Annotated in this window: 11 protein-coding genes and 2 pseudogenes; 6 read left to right on the top strand and 7 right to left on the bottom strand. The window is 60.5% G+C overall.

What is annotated here, in order from left to right; genetic code table 11:
- The first annotated feature begins 406 nt into the window (after positions 1-406).
- The 3 genes from A3E1_RS44370 to A3E1_RS0103485 are packed head-to-tail and all read left to right on the top strand — an operon-like array spanning position 407 to position 6,428.
- Positions 407-1,630 carry a sigma-70 family RNA polymerase sigma factor gene (locus A3E1_RS44370; protein WP_020519354.1) on the top strand — a complete coding sequence of 408 codons (1,224 nt, stop codon included), beginning with the start codon at positions 407-409 and terminating at the stop codon, positions 1,628-1,630.
- A complete protein-coding gene (locus tag A3E1_RS0103490) occupies positions 1,630-4,689 on the top strand; it encodes a helicase C-terminal domain-containing protein (RefSeq protein ID WP_020519353.1) in 3,060 nt (1,019 codons plus the stop codon). The genes A3E1_RS44370 and A3E1_RS0103490 overlap by 1 nt, the downstream gene beginning before the upstream one ends.
- A 14-nt stretch (positions 4,690-4,703) precedes the next feature.
- Entirely contained in the window at positions 4,704-6,428 is a 1,725-nt protein-coding gene (locus A3E1_RS0103485) for a hypothetical protein (protein WP_020519352.1), read from the top strand.
- Here A3E1_RS0103485 and A3E1_RS0103480 read toward each other — a convergent pair.
- Together A3E1_RS0103480 and A3E1_RS0103475 are read right to left on the bottom strand one after the other, a co-directional pair.
- The gene (locus tag A3E1_RS0103480; RefSeq protein ID WP_026208046.1) at positions 6,418-6,816 is read right to left on the bottom strand and encodes a very short patch repair endonuclease; all 399 of its coding nucleotides are present in this window, start codon (positions 6,814-6,816) and stop codon (positions 6,418-6,420) included. The two genes, A3E1_RS0103485 and A3E1_RS0103480, sit on opposite strands and share 11 nt — an antisense overlap.
- 51 nt (positions 6,817-6,867) lie before the next feature.
- Positions 6,868-8,157: a DNA cytosine methyltransferase gene (locus tag A3E1_RS0103475; RefSeq protein ID WP_020519350.1), complete on the bottom strand. Its 1,290-nt coding sequence runs from the start codon at positions 8,155-8,157 to the stop codon at positions 6,868-6,870.
- Between the two features lie 547 nt (positions 8,158-8,704).
- On the opposite strand from A3E1_RS0103475, the gene A3E1_RS0103470 reads away from it, so the two are divergent.
- Positions 8,705-10,306, top strand: a complete 1,602-nt coding sequence (locus tag A3E1_RS0103470; protein WP_020519349.1) for a hypothetical protein — start codon at positions 8,705-8,707, stop codon at positions 10,304-10,306.
- A gap of 212 nt (positions 10,307-10,518) precedes the next feature.
- Here A3E1_RS0103470 and A3E1_RS49055 read toward each other — a convergent pair.
- From A3E1_RS49055 to A3E1_RS49045, 3 genes and pseudogenes are all read right to left on the bottom strand, one after another.
- Positions 10,519-11,082, bottom strand: a pseudogene (locus A3E1_RS49055) (IS3 family transposase); the annotation flags it as partial.
- A gap of 32 nt (positions 11,083-11,114) precedes the next feature.
- A pseudogene (locus tag A3E1_RS49050) lies at positions 11,115-11,261 on the bottom strand (IS3 family transposase); the annotation flags it as partial.
- A 152-nt stretch (positions 11,262-11,413) separates the two neighbouring features.
- Complete coding sequence (locus A3E1_RS49045) at positions 11,414-11,710, bottom strand: transposase (RefSeq protein ID WP_026208045.1); 297 nt, start codon at positions 11,708-11,710, stop codon at positions 11,414-11,416.
- A 383-nt stretch (positions 11,711-12,093) separates the two neighbouring features.
- Here A3E1_RS49045 and A3E1_RS0103455 point away from each other — a divergent pair, with 383 nt between their 5' ends.
- Together A3E1_RS0103455 and A3E1_RS0103450 are read left to right on the top strand one after the other, a co-directional pair.
- A complete protein-coding gene (locus tag A3E1_RS0103455; protein ID WP_157631281.1) occupies positions 12,094-12,471 on the top strand; it encodes a hypothetical protein in 378 nt (125 codons plus the stop codon).
- A complete protein-coding gene (locus A3E1_RS0103450) occupies positions 12,471-13,163 on the top strand; it encodes a hypothetical protein (RefSeq protein WP_020519345.1) in 693 nt (230 codons plus the stop codon). Before A3E1_RS0103455 ends, A3E1_RS0103450 begins: the two co-directional genes overlap by 1 nt.
- A gap of 390 nt (positions 13,164-13,553) precedes the next feature.
- Here the strand turns inward: A3E1_RS0103450 and A3E1_RS0103445 are convergent, their stop codons facing one another.
- Both A3E1_RS0103445 and A3E1_RS49040 read right to left on the bottom strand, forming a co-directional pair.
- Positions 13,554-14,273, bottom strand: a complete 720-nt coding sequence (locus tag A3E1_RS0103445) for a hypothetical protein (protein ID WP_211215845.1) — start codon at positions 14,271-14,273, stop codon at positions 13,554-13,556.
- A gap of 1,027 nt (positions 14,274-15,300) precedes the next feature.
- Positions 15,301-15,531, bottom strand: coding sequence for a toll/interleukin-1 receptor domain-containing protein (locus A3E1_RS49040; protein WP_026208043.1), 231 nt, complete (start codon positions 15,529-15,531; stop codon positions 15,301-15,303).
- Positions 15,532-15,644 lie beyond the last annotated feature (113 nt).

Raw genomic sequence — 15,644 nt, 5'->3', positions numbered from 1 at the left:
TCAGGCTGAGGTTCCACGCCGGCCGCTTCTGGCGATCTCCGCCACGTTGGCGGGGGTCGCTGATGCTGTCTTGGCGGGAGCGTAGCGGATGAGTGCGACAGTCTGAAAACCCCAAAGGAGCGGGAAAAACATGCTCGACCATGATCAGGGGGTTCGATATTTGCTGCCTGCGGCTGAGAAGTTATCATGCTCCACAGTGGACAGTCAAGCAATCGGATCAAATGAATATTGTTGTCACCAAGACGGGGTCAACCAGGGCGACACACTCCGTTCTCTCTTTGCGTGACAATTGTGAATCGCTATTGCGCATAACAATTTGAGACCGGGAAACTCGGAAACCGACTCTCCACGAGAGAGTGTTCTTTGGTGTCGAAACACCTATTTGAACGGTGATTGAGGTTTGGCAATGCGAGCTGACCTGGTAGCGCGATGCGTCGAGGTACTGTCCGAAGACGCCGAGCGCCTGGGTGAACTGACCTGGGCTCAAGTCGTGGCGGTCACGTCACGGCGCGAGCTTGACGCCGGTGAGACCAGCGCGGTGTTCCTTGGCCTCGCTGAGGCCGGTATTGAGGTGGAAACACCTGATCGGGACTCAGGAAACGACACGCTAGAGCCAGCCGCGCTGCGGAGTCTGAATTCCCAGCTGCCCCAGGCGATGCGTGATCACCGCATCCTGACCGCCGATGAGGAGGTCGGTTTCGGCCGACGGATCCAGCTGGGACTGCGGGCGCGTGAGCGGCTTAGTGAACTTTCAGTCCCCGATGAGAATCTGGTGCGGCTTGCCAGCGATGGCGACGATGCGCGAAACGAGCTCATTAGGTTCAACGTGCGGCTTGTCATCAACATCGCACGCCGACACCTGCATTTCGCCGGGGAGCTGGACTTTGAGGACCTCGTGCAGGAGGGCTTCACCGGGCTCAACCGCGCGGCCGAGAAGTTCGATCCGGCCTTAGGCTACAAGTTTTCCACCTATGCCACGTGGTGGATCCGTCAAAGCATCGACCGGGCGATCGCAAACATCGGCCACTCGATCCGCCTGCCGGTTCATGTGTGGGAGAAGGTGCGGCAGATCCACATACATATTCGCGACTTCGAACGCCGCAATGGCCGGGCCCCGGCCCTGGCCGAGATCGGTGCCGCGCTGTTGATGGACACCGGGCACATCCAGGGGCTACTTGATACATCCGCACCGCTGGTCCGGCTGGATACCCCCATTGGAGAGGCAGGCGAGTCAAGCCTAGCCGACTACCTACTTGTCGAACGCGGGCCTGGGCCCGAAGCACAGGTCGTAGAACAGTCATTAATGGACGATCTCAGCGATGCGCTTCGCGAACGTCTGGATGAGCGCTCATTGCATGTCATCGCGATGCGGTTCGGCTTCCTGGACGGTGAGGCTCATACCCTCGATGAGATTGGCCAGGTACACAACGTGACACGCGAACGCGTCCGCCAGATCGAGGGCAAAGTCCTCGGCATTCTTGCCAGCGACAAACGCGTGCTGGGTATAGCCCAGAGCCTGGGTTACGGACTACCGCGGCCCGGCGTGCCGTATCAACGAGCCCAACTCGGGACAGCCCGCAACACCGTGCCCCTGCCCGAATCCGTGACCGCGACTGCCGGAGTTTCTTGATGACCATCGACTACAAAGAACGGTTCGTCGCCTTTCTCGACGAGCGGGTAACGAGTGCCGGAACCGGCACGCACGAAACCACCCTCGCTGTTGATCCGTCAGGTGTGTTTTGGCTGGGCCGGCTCGCCCCGGAGGCCGACGCCATGACCGACACCAAACGCGAACGCCGTATGGACCCATGCTCAGTTGGCATGCGGCTTCGCCCAGCCGCGCCCGGACCCTGGCGATTCGGTGTGAAAATCCGCGCTTGTGGCTGGAACCAGGCCGCTGCGGCATCCAAAAAAGACGGCGTCGAAGAGCGATGGGAAAAGAGCGAACTCGCTGCGGTGACCGTGGCCATCAACACCCCCGAGGCAGGCGGCTCCGCTGATTTCGGCCACACAGAGATAACCGCGGCGCTCCGGCAAGCTGGAATAACGTCGGCAACAGCCCATATCGCCGTGACCGACGAGTCGTGGCGGGGTGCCCCAGAGCTTGTGGTGGCGCTGGTAAACACGACCGATGCAGGCAAGATACCGAAAGGAGAACGGTACCTGTTTGAGGTGCAGCTGACAGTGGTTGGTCTGGAAACAACACCGTTTCTGCTCGAGTCATTGCCTGATAGCTTCCGCTACCGCAGGGAAATGCTGGCTCTAGGCATCAACTGCGGGGTGGAACTAGTACCCGGCTCTGGCCTAGTAACGAGGGACACCATCGTTGTCGACACACCACGGCCGGTCTTCGCCTTCGACGGCACCGCACCGGAGAACATTGACCTCTCCTTCGCTGGGCTCACCAGCGACCCATTGCCGCGGCTGCGGGCGCTGGTCGACGCCTATGCCGTTTGGGGCGAACAGGCCTGGGCCGAGGAAACACTCGCCGAGCGCGCCAGCCTGGAATCGTGGAGCCGGGAAATGGTCGAAGAGGCCAGGCAAGGCCGGGAGGCATACCTCGAGGAGCTGGACCGGCTCGGCCGCGGGCTCAAGGCGCTTGAAGACAACCCTCGGCTGCTCCACGCGTACCGGCTAATGAATCAGGCGATCGGCATGTCGGCGCAACGACGCAACTACAGCCACTGGCGGCCCTTCCAGGTGGGCTTCCTTCTCGGAGTGCTACCCAGCATGGTCGACGGACATCGGGACTGGGACACCGTCGAGATCGTCTGGTTCGCCACCGGTGGTGGGAAGACCGAGACCTACCTTGGCCTGCTTGTGCTTGCCGTCTTCTACGATCGCCTACGCGGAAAGCACGCAGGCATCACCGCCTGGTCCAGATTCCCCCTGCGTCTGCTGTCGCTTCAGCAAACCCAGAGGTTCGCCGACGCGCTTGCCGCCGCCGAGCTAGTCCGCCGACGTCACAAAGTCGGCGGCGACCCCATCGCAATGGGCTATTACGTGGGAGCCACCAGCACACCCAATGAGATTCCACCGGAAAAGACCCCCCACAACGACATCGATGTCGAAGACGACACGATGCCAACCAAATACCAAGTGCTCATGCGCTGCCCATTCTGCGGCTCGGAAAACATCACGATGCGGTTTAACCGCAGGCTATGGAAGCTTGAACACATCTGCGGAGCCACAGACTGCCCACTGACCGGCGAAGCACTGCCCATTTACATCGTGGACGCGGAGATCTACCGCTTCCTCCCCAGCGTTGTCATCGGCACCCTGGACAAAGCGGCGCTGATCTCGATGCAGGCCGCGATGCGCGGATTCGTGCACGCACCAGCGGGACGCTGCAGAACCGCAGGTCACGGCTTCACCTACGCTAAGCGCACAACTAGGCCAACCGGTTGCCTCGTCCCCGGCTGCAAAGAGATCAGCGAACCGATTCCCGCCGCCGACAAAGCGATCTTCGCCCCGTCGTACCGTCTGCAGGATGAGCTCCATCTGCTCCGCGACTCGCTGGGAGCCGTCGACTCGCACTACGAGGCAATGCTTGATGACCTGCAGCGCAAGAACACCAATATCGCACCGGCAAAGATCATCGCTTCCTCGGCGACGCTGACCGGCTACGACCGGCAGACCCGGGTCCTTTATGGACGCATCGGTCGCGTCTTCCCTGTTCAGGGACCACGTGCCGGTGAAAGCTTCTGGAGTGCGCGTACGCCAGCGCTGCTGCGCCGCTATGTCGCGGTTTGGCCGCGGGGCGTGACGCTGGAATGGGTATCCGACCGGACAATTACCGTGCTGCAGCAGACGATCCGGGAACTGCTCAGCGACCCGGCCGGCGTTTGTGCCCGGGCAGATATCGATCCGTCACATGCCGTCGAGCTGATCGGCCTGTACGGTACAAACGTCATCTACGGAAATACCGTTAAGGATGTCGAGGCCGCCCGAAGGTCGATGAACACCCAAGTTCCAGTTGAACCCCTAAACGCCGTCTCTCTTCTCGGGCAAACACCTTTTCAGGAGATCCGCGACGCGATCGAGCACCTCGACAAGCCGCCGACGGAGTTCGGCGACCGGATTCATGTCGTGGCCGCGTCCTCGATGTTCTCCCACGGTGTTGACATCGACAGGCTCAACGTCATGACTGTGCTCGGTGTGCCTCTCACGACGGCTGAGTTCATTCAGACAACAGCACGTGTTGGCCGCACACACCCGGGCCTTGTCTATGTCGTGCACAAGATCGGCCGCGAACGGGATGCGAGTGTTTACAGCCACTTCCGGCCATTTATCGAGCATGGCGACCGCCTTGTAGAGCCAATCCCGGTGACCCGATCCAGCCGCCGGGTCCTTGAGCTCACAAGTGCGGCGGCTATCGAGGCAAGGCGCCTGTTCTTCCACGAGCCGCGATCGGCCAAGCAGCGTCTTACCACGGTCGACCTGATACGCGAGCATCATCGGACCACAGTGACGACAGTCGATGACGAAGCGAAGGCACTACACGAAATGCTGGGCATCCGGGAGGAGGAACATCTCCTAGAGACGGATCTCCGCAAGTTGATCGAGATGTACTTCATCCGGCTGCAGGATTTGGGATCCGGTTCGCGATGGCCGCAGCAGCTGCTGCACCGCGAGCCGATGACCTCATTGCGTGATGTCGAAACCCAAATCCCCATTAGTGACGACTGACCGGAGAGCCAAGAATGAAGGATAAGCGCAGTGGCACACAGGTCCTCTTCGGATTCTTGCCCGAGCAAACAGCTGACTTGCAAGGCCGTATCTGGAAGACGGTCGACTGGCGCGACCCCAAGAAGGTAGATGTCGATGAGACCGCGATCCGGCGGCGTTTGGAAGAGGAGATATACGGCTGGAACAAGGACCGGAGTGCGATCGCGACGTTGAACGCGGTAGATCTCGAAGTGGTGGAGATCAACGGCGGTCGCGGTGTCAAAGTTGAGCGCTTTCCAAACGTGTTCGTCTGCCGCTCATCGAATTGCCGGCGCGTCGAGAACCGCGACGACCGCGACTGCCGTTGTGGCCAGAAACGCTGGGAACAAGTGCATTTCGTTGGCTATCACGAATGTGGTCGCCTTGAACAGCCATTGGTTCCGCGGTGCCAGCAGCATGACCAAGTACGGATGGACTTTCAGCCGACTATCGACGCGAGCAAAATCCGCTTCATCTGTCCGGTGTGCTCAAAGCTTTTGCGCCAAGGGTTCGGGTTCCGCCGATGTCCGTGCGGGCGCAAGTGGGATGGCCGCGAAAGCGAGTTCATGGCGTACAACGTGCACCGTTCTACCAGCGTCTATACGCCGCAGAGCTTTGTCCTGATCAATCCCGGCACCAGCAAGAAGCTGGCCGAGATCACGGAGTCCGGTGGTCCCAGGCGGGCGTTGACATGGGTGCTCGGGGGAATGGCCGAACGGCATCCCAGTGGGCGTATGCATACAGCTGGATCTCTTGTGGACCAATTGGTGGCCACCGGGATCGAAAGGTCAATTGCCGAGCAGATGGCAAGCGTCGCGTCCGGCGCCGGCCAGCTTGCCGGCGAGGACGATCTGGGCTTAATGGCAACCGCTCCTGTCGAGCGGATCCACGAGGCCGAGCGTGCCGCTGTCGACATCGCGGTGGCTACATTCGAAGGCCGGTCACGTATCGCTGAACTTGACAGGCACGGAGTCCCAGAACAGATCCGGCGCACCTATCGCGACGACTACCCAGCGGCTGTCGCCCGAGCAGGGCTTGACACTGTCGAGCTCGCTGACCGTTTCCCTGTCATGCGTGCCGTTTACGGCTTCACCCGCGGCGGGTCAACGCCCGGACAGGTCAACCTCAACCTCTTCTCCAGCAAGAAGGGACGGCGTGTCTTCGCTGATCCTCAGCAATCAGAAGCGCTAATGTTCCGGCTCGACCCGCTCCGGGTCGGACGGTGGATGCGGGCCCGCGGCCACGCCATCCCGGAGACGGCTGATAAGAAGGCGGCCCGTGCGGCCCTGGCCGCTAACATCAGCCTGCCGAACCGTTTTGACGATCCGTCAATCGTGAATCCTGGGGTCGATCTACTAACACTTATTCACTCATACGCGCACAGGGTGATCCGGCAGCTATCCGTTTTCGCCGGGGTCGACAGGGAGAGCCTCGGGGAATACTTGCTACCGACGCATGGTGTCTTCTTCGTGTTTGCGGCAGCTCGGGGCGATTTCGTGCTCGGAGGGCTTCAGGCGGTCTTCGAAAATGACCTCCACACGTTTCTTCACGCGGTGGTTAACGCGGAGCACCGGTGCCCGCTGGACCCGGCCTGCGAACGCAACGGAGGGGCATGCGTAGCATGCACACATCTGGGAGAGCCTGTGTGCGGCCATTTCAACAACTACCTTGGCCGTGACGCGCTTTTTGGGCCGGCGGGCTACTTCGCACTCAACTCATAGGTTGCCGTGATGCGGGACGCCTGGCGAGGACGGCTTCCCGCACCCGCAACGCGGCGTCTTCGAGGTTCTCGTGCTCCCAGATACGGATGACGTGCCAGCCCGTCTCCCTGAGCCGTTCATCTGTAGCGGCATCGCGCAGACGTGTCTGGGCAAGCTTTTCCGCCCAGAATTGCGCATTGACCCGTGCAGGCCGATGGTGCTCCGCGCATCCGTGCCAGAAACACCCGTCGAGGAACACCGCGACTTGCGACCGGGCGAAGACCAAGTCTGCTGTACGTCGGATTGTCGAGATTGGACGGATGCCGACTCTGTACCGCAACCCCAAGGCGTGCACGGCACGCCGTAGCCTGAGCTCCGGCCGAGTATCTCTGCCTTTGTTGGCCCGCATAACATTCCGGACCGCAACAGACGATGCCTCCGGCCGGATCGCGTTCACAGCCTACTTCTTACGGCTTCGTGTCTTGCCTTTAGTCTCAGACAAAAGGCTCACCTCCGCTGCGGTACCGGCAGCCTTCGCCAGGTCATCAGCCACCGATTTCGCAACTGCTTCGGCGAGACGCACAGGGACCGCATTGCCGAGCTGTCGCATCTGCGGGCCACGGCTGCCATCCAAGCGCCAGTCGTCCGGGAAGGTCATTAGCCGGGCGACCTCACGCACCGTCAAGTAACGCACCGGTTTGCCAGGAAACTTAATCGCACCTTCTCCGCCAGCGACGCCGTGCACTCCGGCTTTCACTGTCTTTGATGGACGGTCAGGGTCACTGGGCTGATGACCGCGGTAAACACGGGCGCCTGGCCAGCCAACATGGTGAAGGAAGCCCGGTGTTTCTTCGCGGTTTAGTTTGGGCTCAGGCAACGGCTTACCGCCGTTGGAATATCCGCTGATAGCGTCTCGGACGGTGAACCATGGCTGTCGCTGGTCCTCAATCGCGGCCTCGATACCGAATCCTCGGCGACGTTTGATATTGTGGCGTTCCCAGTAGGCACCAGTCGCCTGATCGTGGAGAAGCGCGGCCTCACTGTGTGTTGGGTCCGGAGCGGCCCATTCCTCTAATCCGAGGTCTGCCCGGTAGGCGACAACGAATACACGCTTCCGGTATTGCGGGACGCCGTAATCAGCGGCGTTGAGTAAAACCGCTTTGACCACATACCGTTCCGTTGGATCGCTGTTTTTTCTGCGAAGCGCGTCTTGCAAACGCTTGTCATGGTCATACCATTCCTCGCCCGATACGCGCTTTTCGAACGGTGCGCGCAGCTCGCGGAGGATGTACTCGAAATACGGTGCGAAGGATGGACGCATCAGGCCAGCAACATTCTCGGCAATGACCGCCTTCGGCCGGGTTTTCTGTATAACCTTAAACAGCTCCGGCCAAAGATTCCGTTCGTCGCCGATCTTCTCCGACATCCTGTCGAAGTCAGTAGCGGCGTCACGCTTGGATGAACCACCGATACTCCAAGGCTGACATGGCACCCCGCCCGCGATGACGTCCACCTCCCCGTGCCAGTGGCTGAAGTCGACCTCCTGGATCCCACATGCCTTGAGCGGCCAGCGACCCAATGGGAGATGGCCGGCGTCAGCCGGGACAGCCTTGTTAAGCAGAAGTGACGCACAAGCTCTTGGATGGTTCTCGACCGCTAGCAGATGCTCGAAACCCGCTTCCGACATTCCAAGGGCGAGGCCGCCGCCGCCAGTGAAGAGCTCAATGCTGGTCCACCGGTTGGCCGACACGCCGGACCCTCCTATTCGTACTGGTGTCCGCAGGTAATTCCAAGAACATACCCGGACATCCATTTTCGGCAACAACTGTGGGACCTGACATCACAGGACCGTTTGGATATTAATGGTGTCACTCCGGGGCAAAACCGTTGGGTATGCCTACCGCCCCGCTCGGTATCTTCGCACGCCGCGATCGACAGCGGGAGCTAACCAAACCCTTAGGTCGGTCCGCCCTGGCCAATCTGCCCGGCGGCTGCGCCCGAGTCATTGTTTGCCCAGCGAAAGAATGGTCAGCACAGAATCTTGAAGGGTTTCGGACGCTCGTGCGATTTCGACGGCTTTCTGCTCAAGGTCCGGGTCGAGGCGTGCCCATGACCGATGGGGCACTCGACGCCGAGGACCTGAACGTGGTGAACCCGGCGGTGCGGAGTTTCTCAACGAGCCCGCTCGGGACTAACGGTCAGGCGACTCGGGAATCGCGCAGAACGTGGAGTGAGTCGATATAGCTGCGGCGGCGCTTATCGAGGCGGAGACTGGACGTAGCAATGCCGGGAGAAATATGAAGTCGCCGGACAAAGTAGCGCCTGCCGCAGAGCGCTTTGAGGAACACACGCATGCGAAGTTCGAGCCTGCGGACGGTTATGTGATCGTACACGGGCTCTTGAGGCTTCAAGAGCCGGTGCCGCTGGCACTCGACGCTATCTACGAAATCGATGCGCGCCGCGATACCCGATTCGAGTATCCCCAAATTGTCGGTTTAGAAGCAGTGGTTCCGATCGCGCGCTCGGAGAGGCTCCCCCAGCCGCTCTATCCCGGAACCATGCGCACTCGGATAGTCACAGCCAGAACGATTCATCCCGGTCTCGTTGCAAGCAAGGAGACCGAAGACCTTGCTCTAGCCCTGTGGGGTGGACGGTCGGCACCGTCACGTCGGCGCAGACGGACCTGGGCAAGAAAAGCCGGCCCAAAGAGCACGTGGCCGACTGCCTACCTTGAAATTTCTGCCCGCTGGTCTGTGACCATTGGCTGTACTCGCTGTATTCAGGTATCAACCGACAAAACAGCAATGGCTGCGGTCGACGTCGCGAATATGACCGGGCGTGCGGGATCGTTCGCCTTCCCCATCCCCGTGGACCCTCTGCCTTCTGCTTTGTTCCGGGAACAATATTCGTTCGGGATAGATATTTTCGATCTCCACGACGCCCTCGTTGAGGCGCGGCCAGTAGCCCGGATGCGGACCTTCGATCCGCGCCTTGCGGTCCTCGAAGGCATAAAGGAGAGAGATGCTGAAGACGGGCGACGGCACAGAGAGTTCGGAGCTGCGGAGATCGAAGACCTGTTCTTTGCTATAGGAGCGATGCAAAACGCCGAAGAGATGGCGGCAGCCGTGAGTTTTGTCGGTGACGCCTCTCGAAGCCTATATGTAGATGACAACCCATCGACGAGCGTTCTGCTTTCCGGGCAGGCGTGCGAAAACATGCTGACCTTAATTCTGCTCCATATTTGTTGGTGGGAACGCATATCTTGGATGGACGCAGGGGAACGTTGGCGGACAAGCATCCATCGGCGGCTCCAAGAGCATTACACCGAGTTCGCCGCAAATTGGAAGCTCGAACTCGAACAGCCGGGCCCGATGCAAGATTGGAGGCGCCTTGTCGCTGACAAGCGTAACCGCATAGCAGGTGGTCGCAGGGCAACCTACTCAGAGGCTGAGGCGGCTTTGACTGCCACCAGACGCCTGAACAAGTATCTAAGAAACTTGGCGAGCACGGCACCAGCAAAAGAGCGATTTCCGGCCCTCGCACGGGTTCTCGGTGGCCCGATGACCTCACCCCCAATACTCGACCAAATGGCTGCTCACAAGGAGTACGACCGTGTGACCGGTGATCCGATACGGTCCCTCAAATATTATGTAGCGCTGGCGAATAGGCATCGTGCAACCCTGTTGCGTAACCCTATAGAGCCGAGTGCAAACCATTCTGAGCTCCTGGTGACCCTGAACGCAGAGGACGATCGCGTTGATTGGTGGGCATATGACCCGGAGTGCCACTTCGTTTCGTCGGCCGCAGTTCCCAACCTGAGCCCGGAGCAGCTCTCAAACCTACTAGCTAGGAAACGATCACAGATGCGCCCGGAGCGTTTGGCCGAGACGTTGCTATGAAGTCAGACTTTCAACCAGAAGTGATTTCCCAGGATCGATGGGAGGACGCGCTAGAGGCGCTGCCCCATCTAGAAACTGAACGACCTATTCCTTAGGGGCGGCCAGAGAATGGGATTTTTGGGAGTCACCCGAGGCGGCAATGCGATCGGGTTTGTTCGAATTAGGCGTTCATATATGCACTGAGGTTTACCCCGCGGAGTGGACACACGGTTTCATGCGGCTAGCGCCAGCATAGTGGTTGATGGACGGTGGTTTTCGTATGCGGCTGGGCTGAGGTAACCCAGGGTTGAGTGCCGTCTTTCGTTGTTGTAGAAGGCAATCCAGGCGAACACGTCCAGGCGGGCGCGCTGCGAGGTAGCCCATCTGGGGCCGTGGGGCAATTCCCGTTTCAGGGCGGCGAACCAGCTCTCGGCGACCGCGTTGTCGGTGCTTGACCCGACCGCTCCCATCGAGCGGCGGATCCCATACGCGGCACAGGCTTTCGCGAATTTCTCCGAGGTATGTTGCGACCCGTGGTCCGCATGGAAAATGACACCCTCGACGTCACCGCCGCGGGCGGCGACCGCGTGGCGCAATGCGGCGACGACCAGATCGGCGCGCACGTGATCAGCCATCGAATAGCCGATCAGTCGGCGTGAGTACAGGTCGATCACGGTGGCCAGGAACATCCATGACCTGCCCACCCGCAGATAGGTGATGTCGCCACACCACTTGGCGTTGGGCCTGCTGGCGGTGAAGTCCCGGCCCAGCAGGTCAGTGCTGGTGCGGCCCTCCGGTCGGCGATCGTGGTCCGCATACGCCGCCGCAGATGCAGGCCAGCGATGCCATGTCGGCGCATCAGCCGGGCAACCCGTTTGCGGTTGATCGCCCGGCCCTGGCTGCGCGGCCCGGCATGGATCCTAGGCACTCCATACGTGCCACCAGAGGCGGCATGTTCAGCGCGGATCACAGCCACCACCTCGGCGTCAGCGGCTGCTTTCTGCTGCCGCACAGCAGTTCCGGCCAGCCACTTGTAATACGCTGACCGGTGTACCCCGAGTACCTGGCATAGCCGCTGCACACCGAAAGCCTTGCGGTGCTTAGAGATGAAGGCCCAGCGGCAGGCGTCTACTTCATCTCCCTGGCGAAAAACTGGGCTGCCTTACGCAAAATCTCGCGCTCCAGCTGCCACTCACGCTCTGCTTTACGCAGGCGCTGCAGCTCGGAGCGTTCATCACCACTGAGGCCAGCGTTCGGGCCGGTCAGCGAGTCAGCCTCATCAGCGGCCTTAATCCACTGACGCAGCGTCTCGTGATTCACGCCGATCCGGTCAGCGATCACCTTGACACTACTGCGATCCGAGGCGCGGTACAACGCCACGGCGTCTTGCCTGAACTCGTCGGAATACCTCGACGGACGTCCCACCTGGACATTCCCTTCCTGGACCAACAGATCCAAGTTTGGGTGTGTCCACTCGCCGGGTCAAACCTCAGCCAGCGCGGGTTTGGTTAATCCGTAGCTGATGGTGGATGGCTGGGGATTGCGGCCATCGTTTGTCGTAACGGAACGCCGTGAACTTGTACCTGGCGGACTTGGCGCAGCGCGCTGGCAGCGGTGAACTCACCTGTCGCCTTACCGACAACGTGAGTACCTTTCGAGTATGGCGTCACCCTATCGAGGGATTTAACTGTCCCCCGTGTCGCACCCGGCTTCTACCGTCAGCGGCGATCTACTCAGGCTCCGTCATCGCAGCGATCCGCCTGCTGATGCGGCAACAAAGAAAGGCACCCCTGTAGATGTTGGATGAAATGACGACAGCGATCATCACCGGTGCGGCGGGCAACATTGCCGCGAATTTGGTCAGCGGGCACGTGGATTCACTAAGGCAGTGGATCGGCAAGGCCTTCGGCAGCGGCTCGGACATGCCACTTCAGGCGCTTCAGGACGACCTCGCGGCGCTGCGTGCACAACTGCGGTCCGATCGCGACGTCCAGGTCAGGTGGGTGATGCTGCTGACCAGGTTGCTGCACACCAGCCCAAACGCCCGTCCCTTCATCGAAGAGATGGCCCGCCAGCCGGCAGCGTCAAACCTTCACATCGGATCGCAGACCAACAATGGCTCCGGAACCTTCGTAGGCGGTAACAACTATGGCCCGATCACCGTCCCGTCCAGCCAGGGGGCCTGATGACCCTCACCCAAATCGCCGGCGACGACAGCGAACCCGGCCCCAGGCAGCAGCACAACCACGGCCCCGGCGTTTTCATCGCCGGAAACAACCACGGCCCGATCCACGCGCTCGACAAAGAAACCAAGGCGCTGCTGAAAAAGGTTTCCAGCCAGACACCCGAACTGGCCTCCAAACTCGGCCACCTGCTTGAAAAAGGTGTCATCTCCCGCGACGAGCTTCATGCCCTAGAACGCGTTGCCTGGAGCATCAACGAGGACGTCGCACGATCACTGCTGTTCGCAGGACGGAACATCAACGAAGACGTGGCGCGGATGTTGAGCCATGCAGCCGAGGGCATCAACGACGAGGTCGCGGCCTCGCTGTCAGCTTCGGCCGCGCAGATCGAGAAGCAAGTTTCCTTGTTCGGCGAGACAACATACTCCCTTAGCCACGCTGCGGACAATGCCGAAAGCGCCGCACGCAGGTTAGAGGCCTCACTTGCGGCAACCGGGCGCCTACTAGCGAACGATCAGAACACCGGCCTGGTCAGCAATCTGGAAGCGATCTCGATGCATCTCGGTTTTCAGCTCGAACTGGCTAGCCGCATCATCCAGACCGAGCAGACATGGTGGTCCAGACTCAAAACAAACCTGATCTGGTTCTTAGCCGGAACGCTGGCTATCGCGTCCATATACATCGCAACCCACTAGGACCCAGGCCTGCGCCATCGCTGCCCAGGGGCCGCTGGCGCAGGCCTGCAGGAATTGCTGTTGGAATACTAGCTGGTCTGGCAGCCGAGGAATTGCACGAGTTCTGCGGGCTGTGGTGGCTTGCAAGCATCGGTCTCTTTGCGTGCTATGTCGCCTGGCCTGCCGCTGTTGCTCCCGCCGTATAGCCACCAAGCGGATCCGTTCCATTTCAGCACCACGAACTTTGGGGAAGAACGAAACGAGTCACCGCATGCAAATACGTAGAGCTGTAACGGGCTCGATGGCGGCTGGCTTGAAGATACTTCGCGCTAACCCTGGCTCACCTAGCGTGACCTTCATGCGGCAAGGCAGCACACAGCTGCTTCTGAGACAATGGTGGTCTCTACACGCTTATGGGTAAAGGCTTTTGGTGCTTGCGACTGCTTCTGCGAGGGTGGATGACACCAGGAGCTGATCGAGCAGGACCCACAGGCGGCTAGCCCGGTACTGGGCACCGTTTGGTATTGGCTCGTGCGGGGGCAGCTGTGGACCCAGACGGTATATCGCGTGTGGCCTTGCCGTGTCAGCGGTCACAGGGATGTCTGGCCATCGATCGCTGAGGCTGCCGATAACATCGGCGTGCATGACTCGGTGAATCGCGCGGACAGCTGAACCCCAGCGAAACGCCAGAAAGTTGGGTGGATCGGCCGGCCAGCCGCTGGTGCCGTACGGATGGAAGTAGATCTTTTCCTCGGTGACGAACTGGCGGAATGTCCGGGAGCCTCCGTCACCCGGCCGGTCACTGCTCACAGAGACGCAGTAGGTCCAGCTATCTGCCACAGACTTGATTCTGATCACCCTCCTGAGATAGGTGCGGAATTCCCTGAGCCATTGGTGTTGTGTGCCAAGCGATTCCGCTTTAACGGCGTCAATGTCCGCCAGCACATCACGCCAAGCCAGGTGGACCACCGGAACCCCGTCGACCTGCGATGGAAGCTGCACCTGTGCCAACGCCTGGCTCGCCTGAGACAACGTAACCAAAGCCCCACCGCCCCACGCCCGCACCCGCCCGGCATATTTGCCCAGCTGCCCAACCGTTGGCAACAGCCAGGCACGTTTGGCCTCTACCACTATTAGGTTCCCTGGCCACGAAACCTCTAGATCGGTCCGTCCCTGTGGCCCGCGGACCTCCAATGCGACACCCACGTCAGACCGATCCGGACTGGCTACAGCTGGGCACGCACGCATCAGGAAGGCAGAAAGCAACGCCGGGCAGCGATTCAGCGTGAACCCCAGCGCCGCAGTCAGATCATTCTCGGCATCACCAAGAAGATCGAAAACCGATCCAACCTTCACTCCATGACGCCTCAAGCCCCCCATCACCCACCTGCCAGCGAAGTAGGCAACAGCGAACCCTTCAGCGGCACGGGCCTCAGCAGATGTAGTCCCGGCACATGACCTACCTTTCCCCATTTGCACCAGAGACGGATACAGCCATCTGTCCAATACCGAGCACGGACCACGGACCGTCTGAGGCCCGAAAGGAATGCCCTGCATTCGCAGCCCGGACAGAAAGGTCTGCCCTTAAGGACAAGCCCACCTTTGAGGCCAGGTTGCCGCTGCTGGTATCTCGTGCGCCGCCATCGGTTATGGAGGCCAGCCAGCGCTGGTACGAGCGCCATCGACACGAGCCCAGGAGCAAGATGATCCACGTTGTCCACTTTGGCCCCTCCGCTCTTAGGCAAGGTCGTGGGCTTGGACGATGCGGCAGCCGGGACTTTGGGGAGGCGTCATGTCGCAACCGGCGTCGTCCACCGCGGTAGCGACTTGGCGCCCGCAGCATGGACCTTCAATACGAGCCAGTCCTGGCCGCTGGCACGTGGCAGCCAAGGGAGCAGTTCCTTAACCGGTTCGACGAGAGTGTGACAGGGCCGTGCTCCTCGCCCGGCCAGTGTTTCCACTCCTTTTCGCTGGCCGTCCGCTTGCCTATCTGCAAGACGTCTGGCAATACCGTGTCCTGGCTCTGCAGTCCGCAGCCCTCAGACATCGAAAGCTCAGATTCTGTACGAACTGCTGACAGCAGTTCGTACCGGAGGAAAGTCCTTACTGCTCATATCATCCGGATTCGCCTGCCAACGCAGGCAACCATTGCGACGTCTCAGCCGCCGGGGACATCAGCACAGCCATACCGAAACTTTGCCTCTATAGCGGCCTCGATCATACGTTCCCAATTGGCGCCGACATCAATCCGCTGGTCGAACCAGACTCGGACCCCTGCGCCCTCAATCCGTTGGGCGACAAGCTCCGTCACCTCATGGTCAACGTGGGCGTAAGAGATGAAGAAATGACTCGCCACGACGAAGACACTAGCTACTGCGGGCAACCGCATCGCGTTGACTTTGCCAGGCACGGTCTTGCATCCCAGGTGATGGTGTTCCACTTAGTCCGAATTAGACAGACTGAACTCTGACCATCACGGTACGCTCTCCAATGTAGCAGCAG

This window comes from Catelliglobosispora koreensis DSM 44566, assembly GCF_000379685.1.
GTDB classification, from domain to species: Bacteria; Actinomycetota; Actinomycetes; order Mycobacteriales; family Micromonosporaceae; genus Catelliglobosispora; species Catelliglobosispora koreensis.
This window is presented reverse-complemented; position numbering and strand designations above follow the sequence as displayed.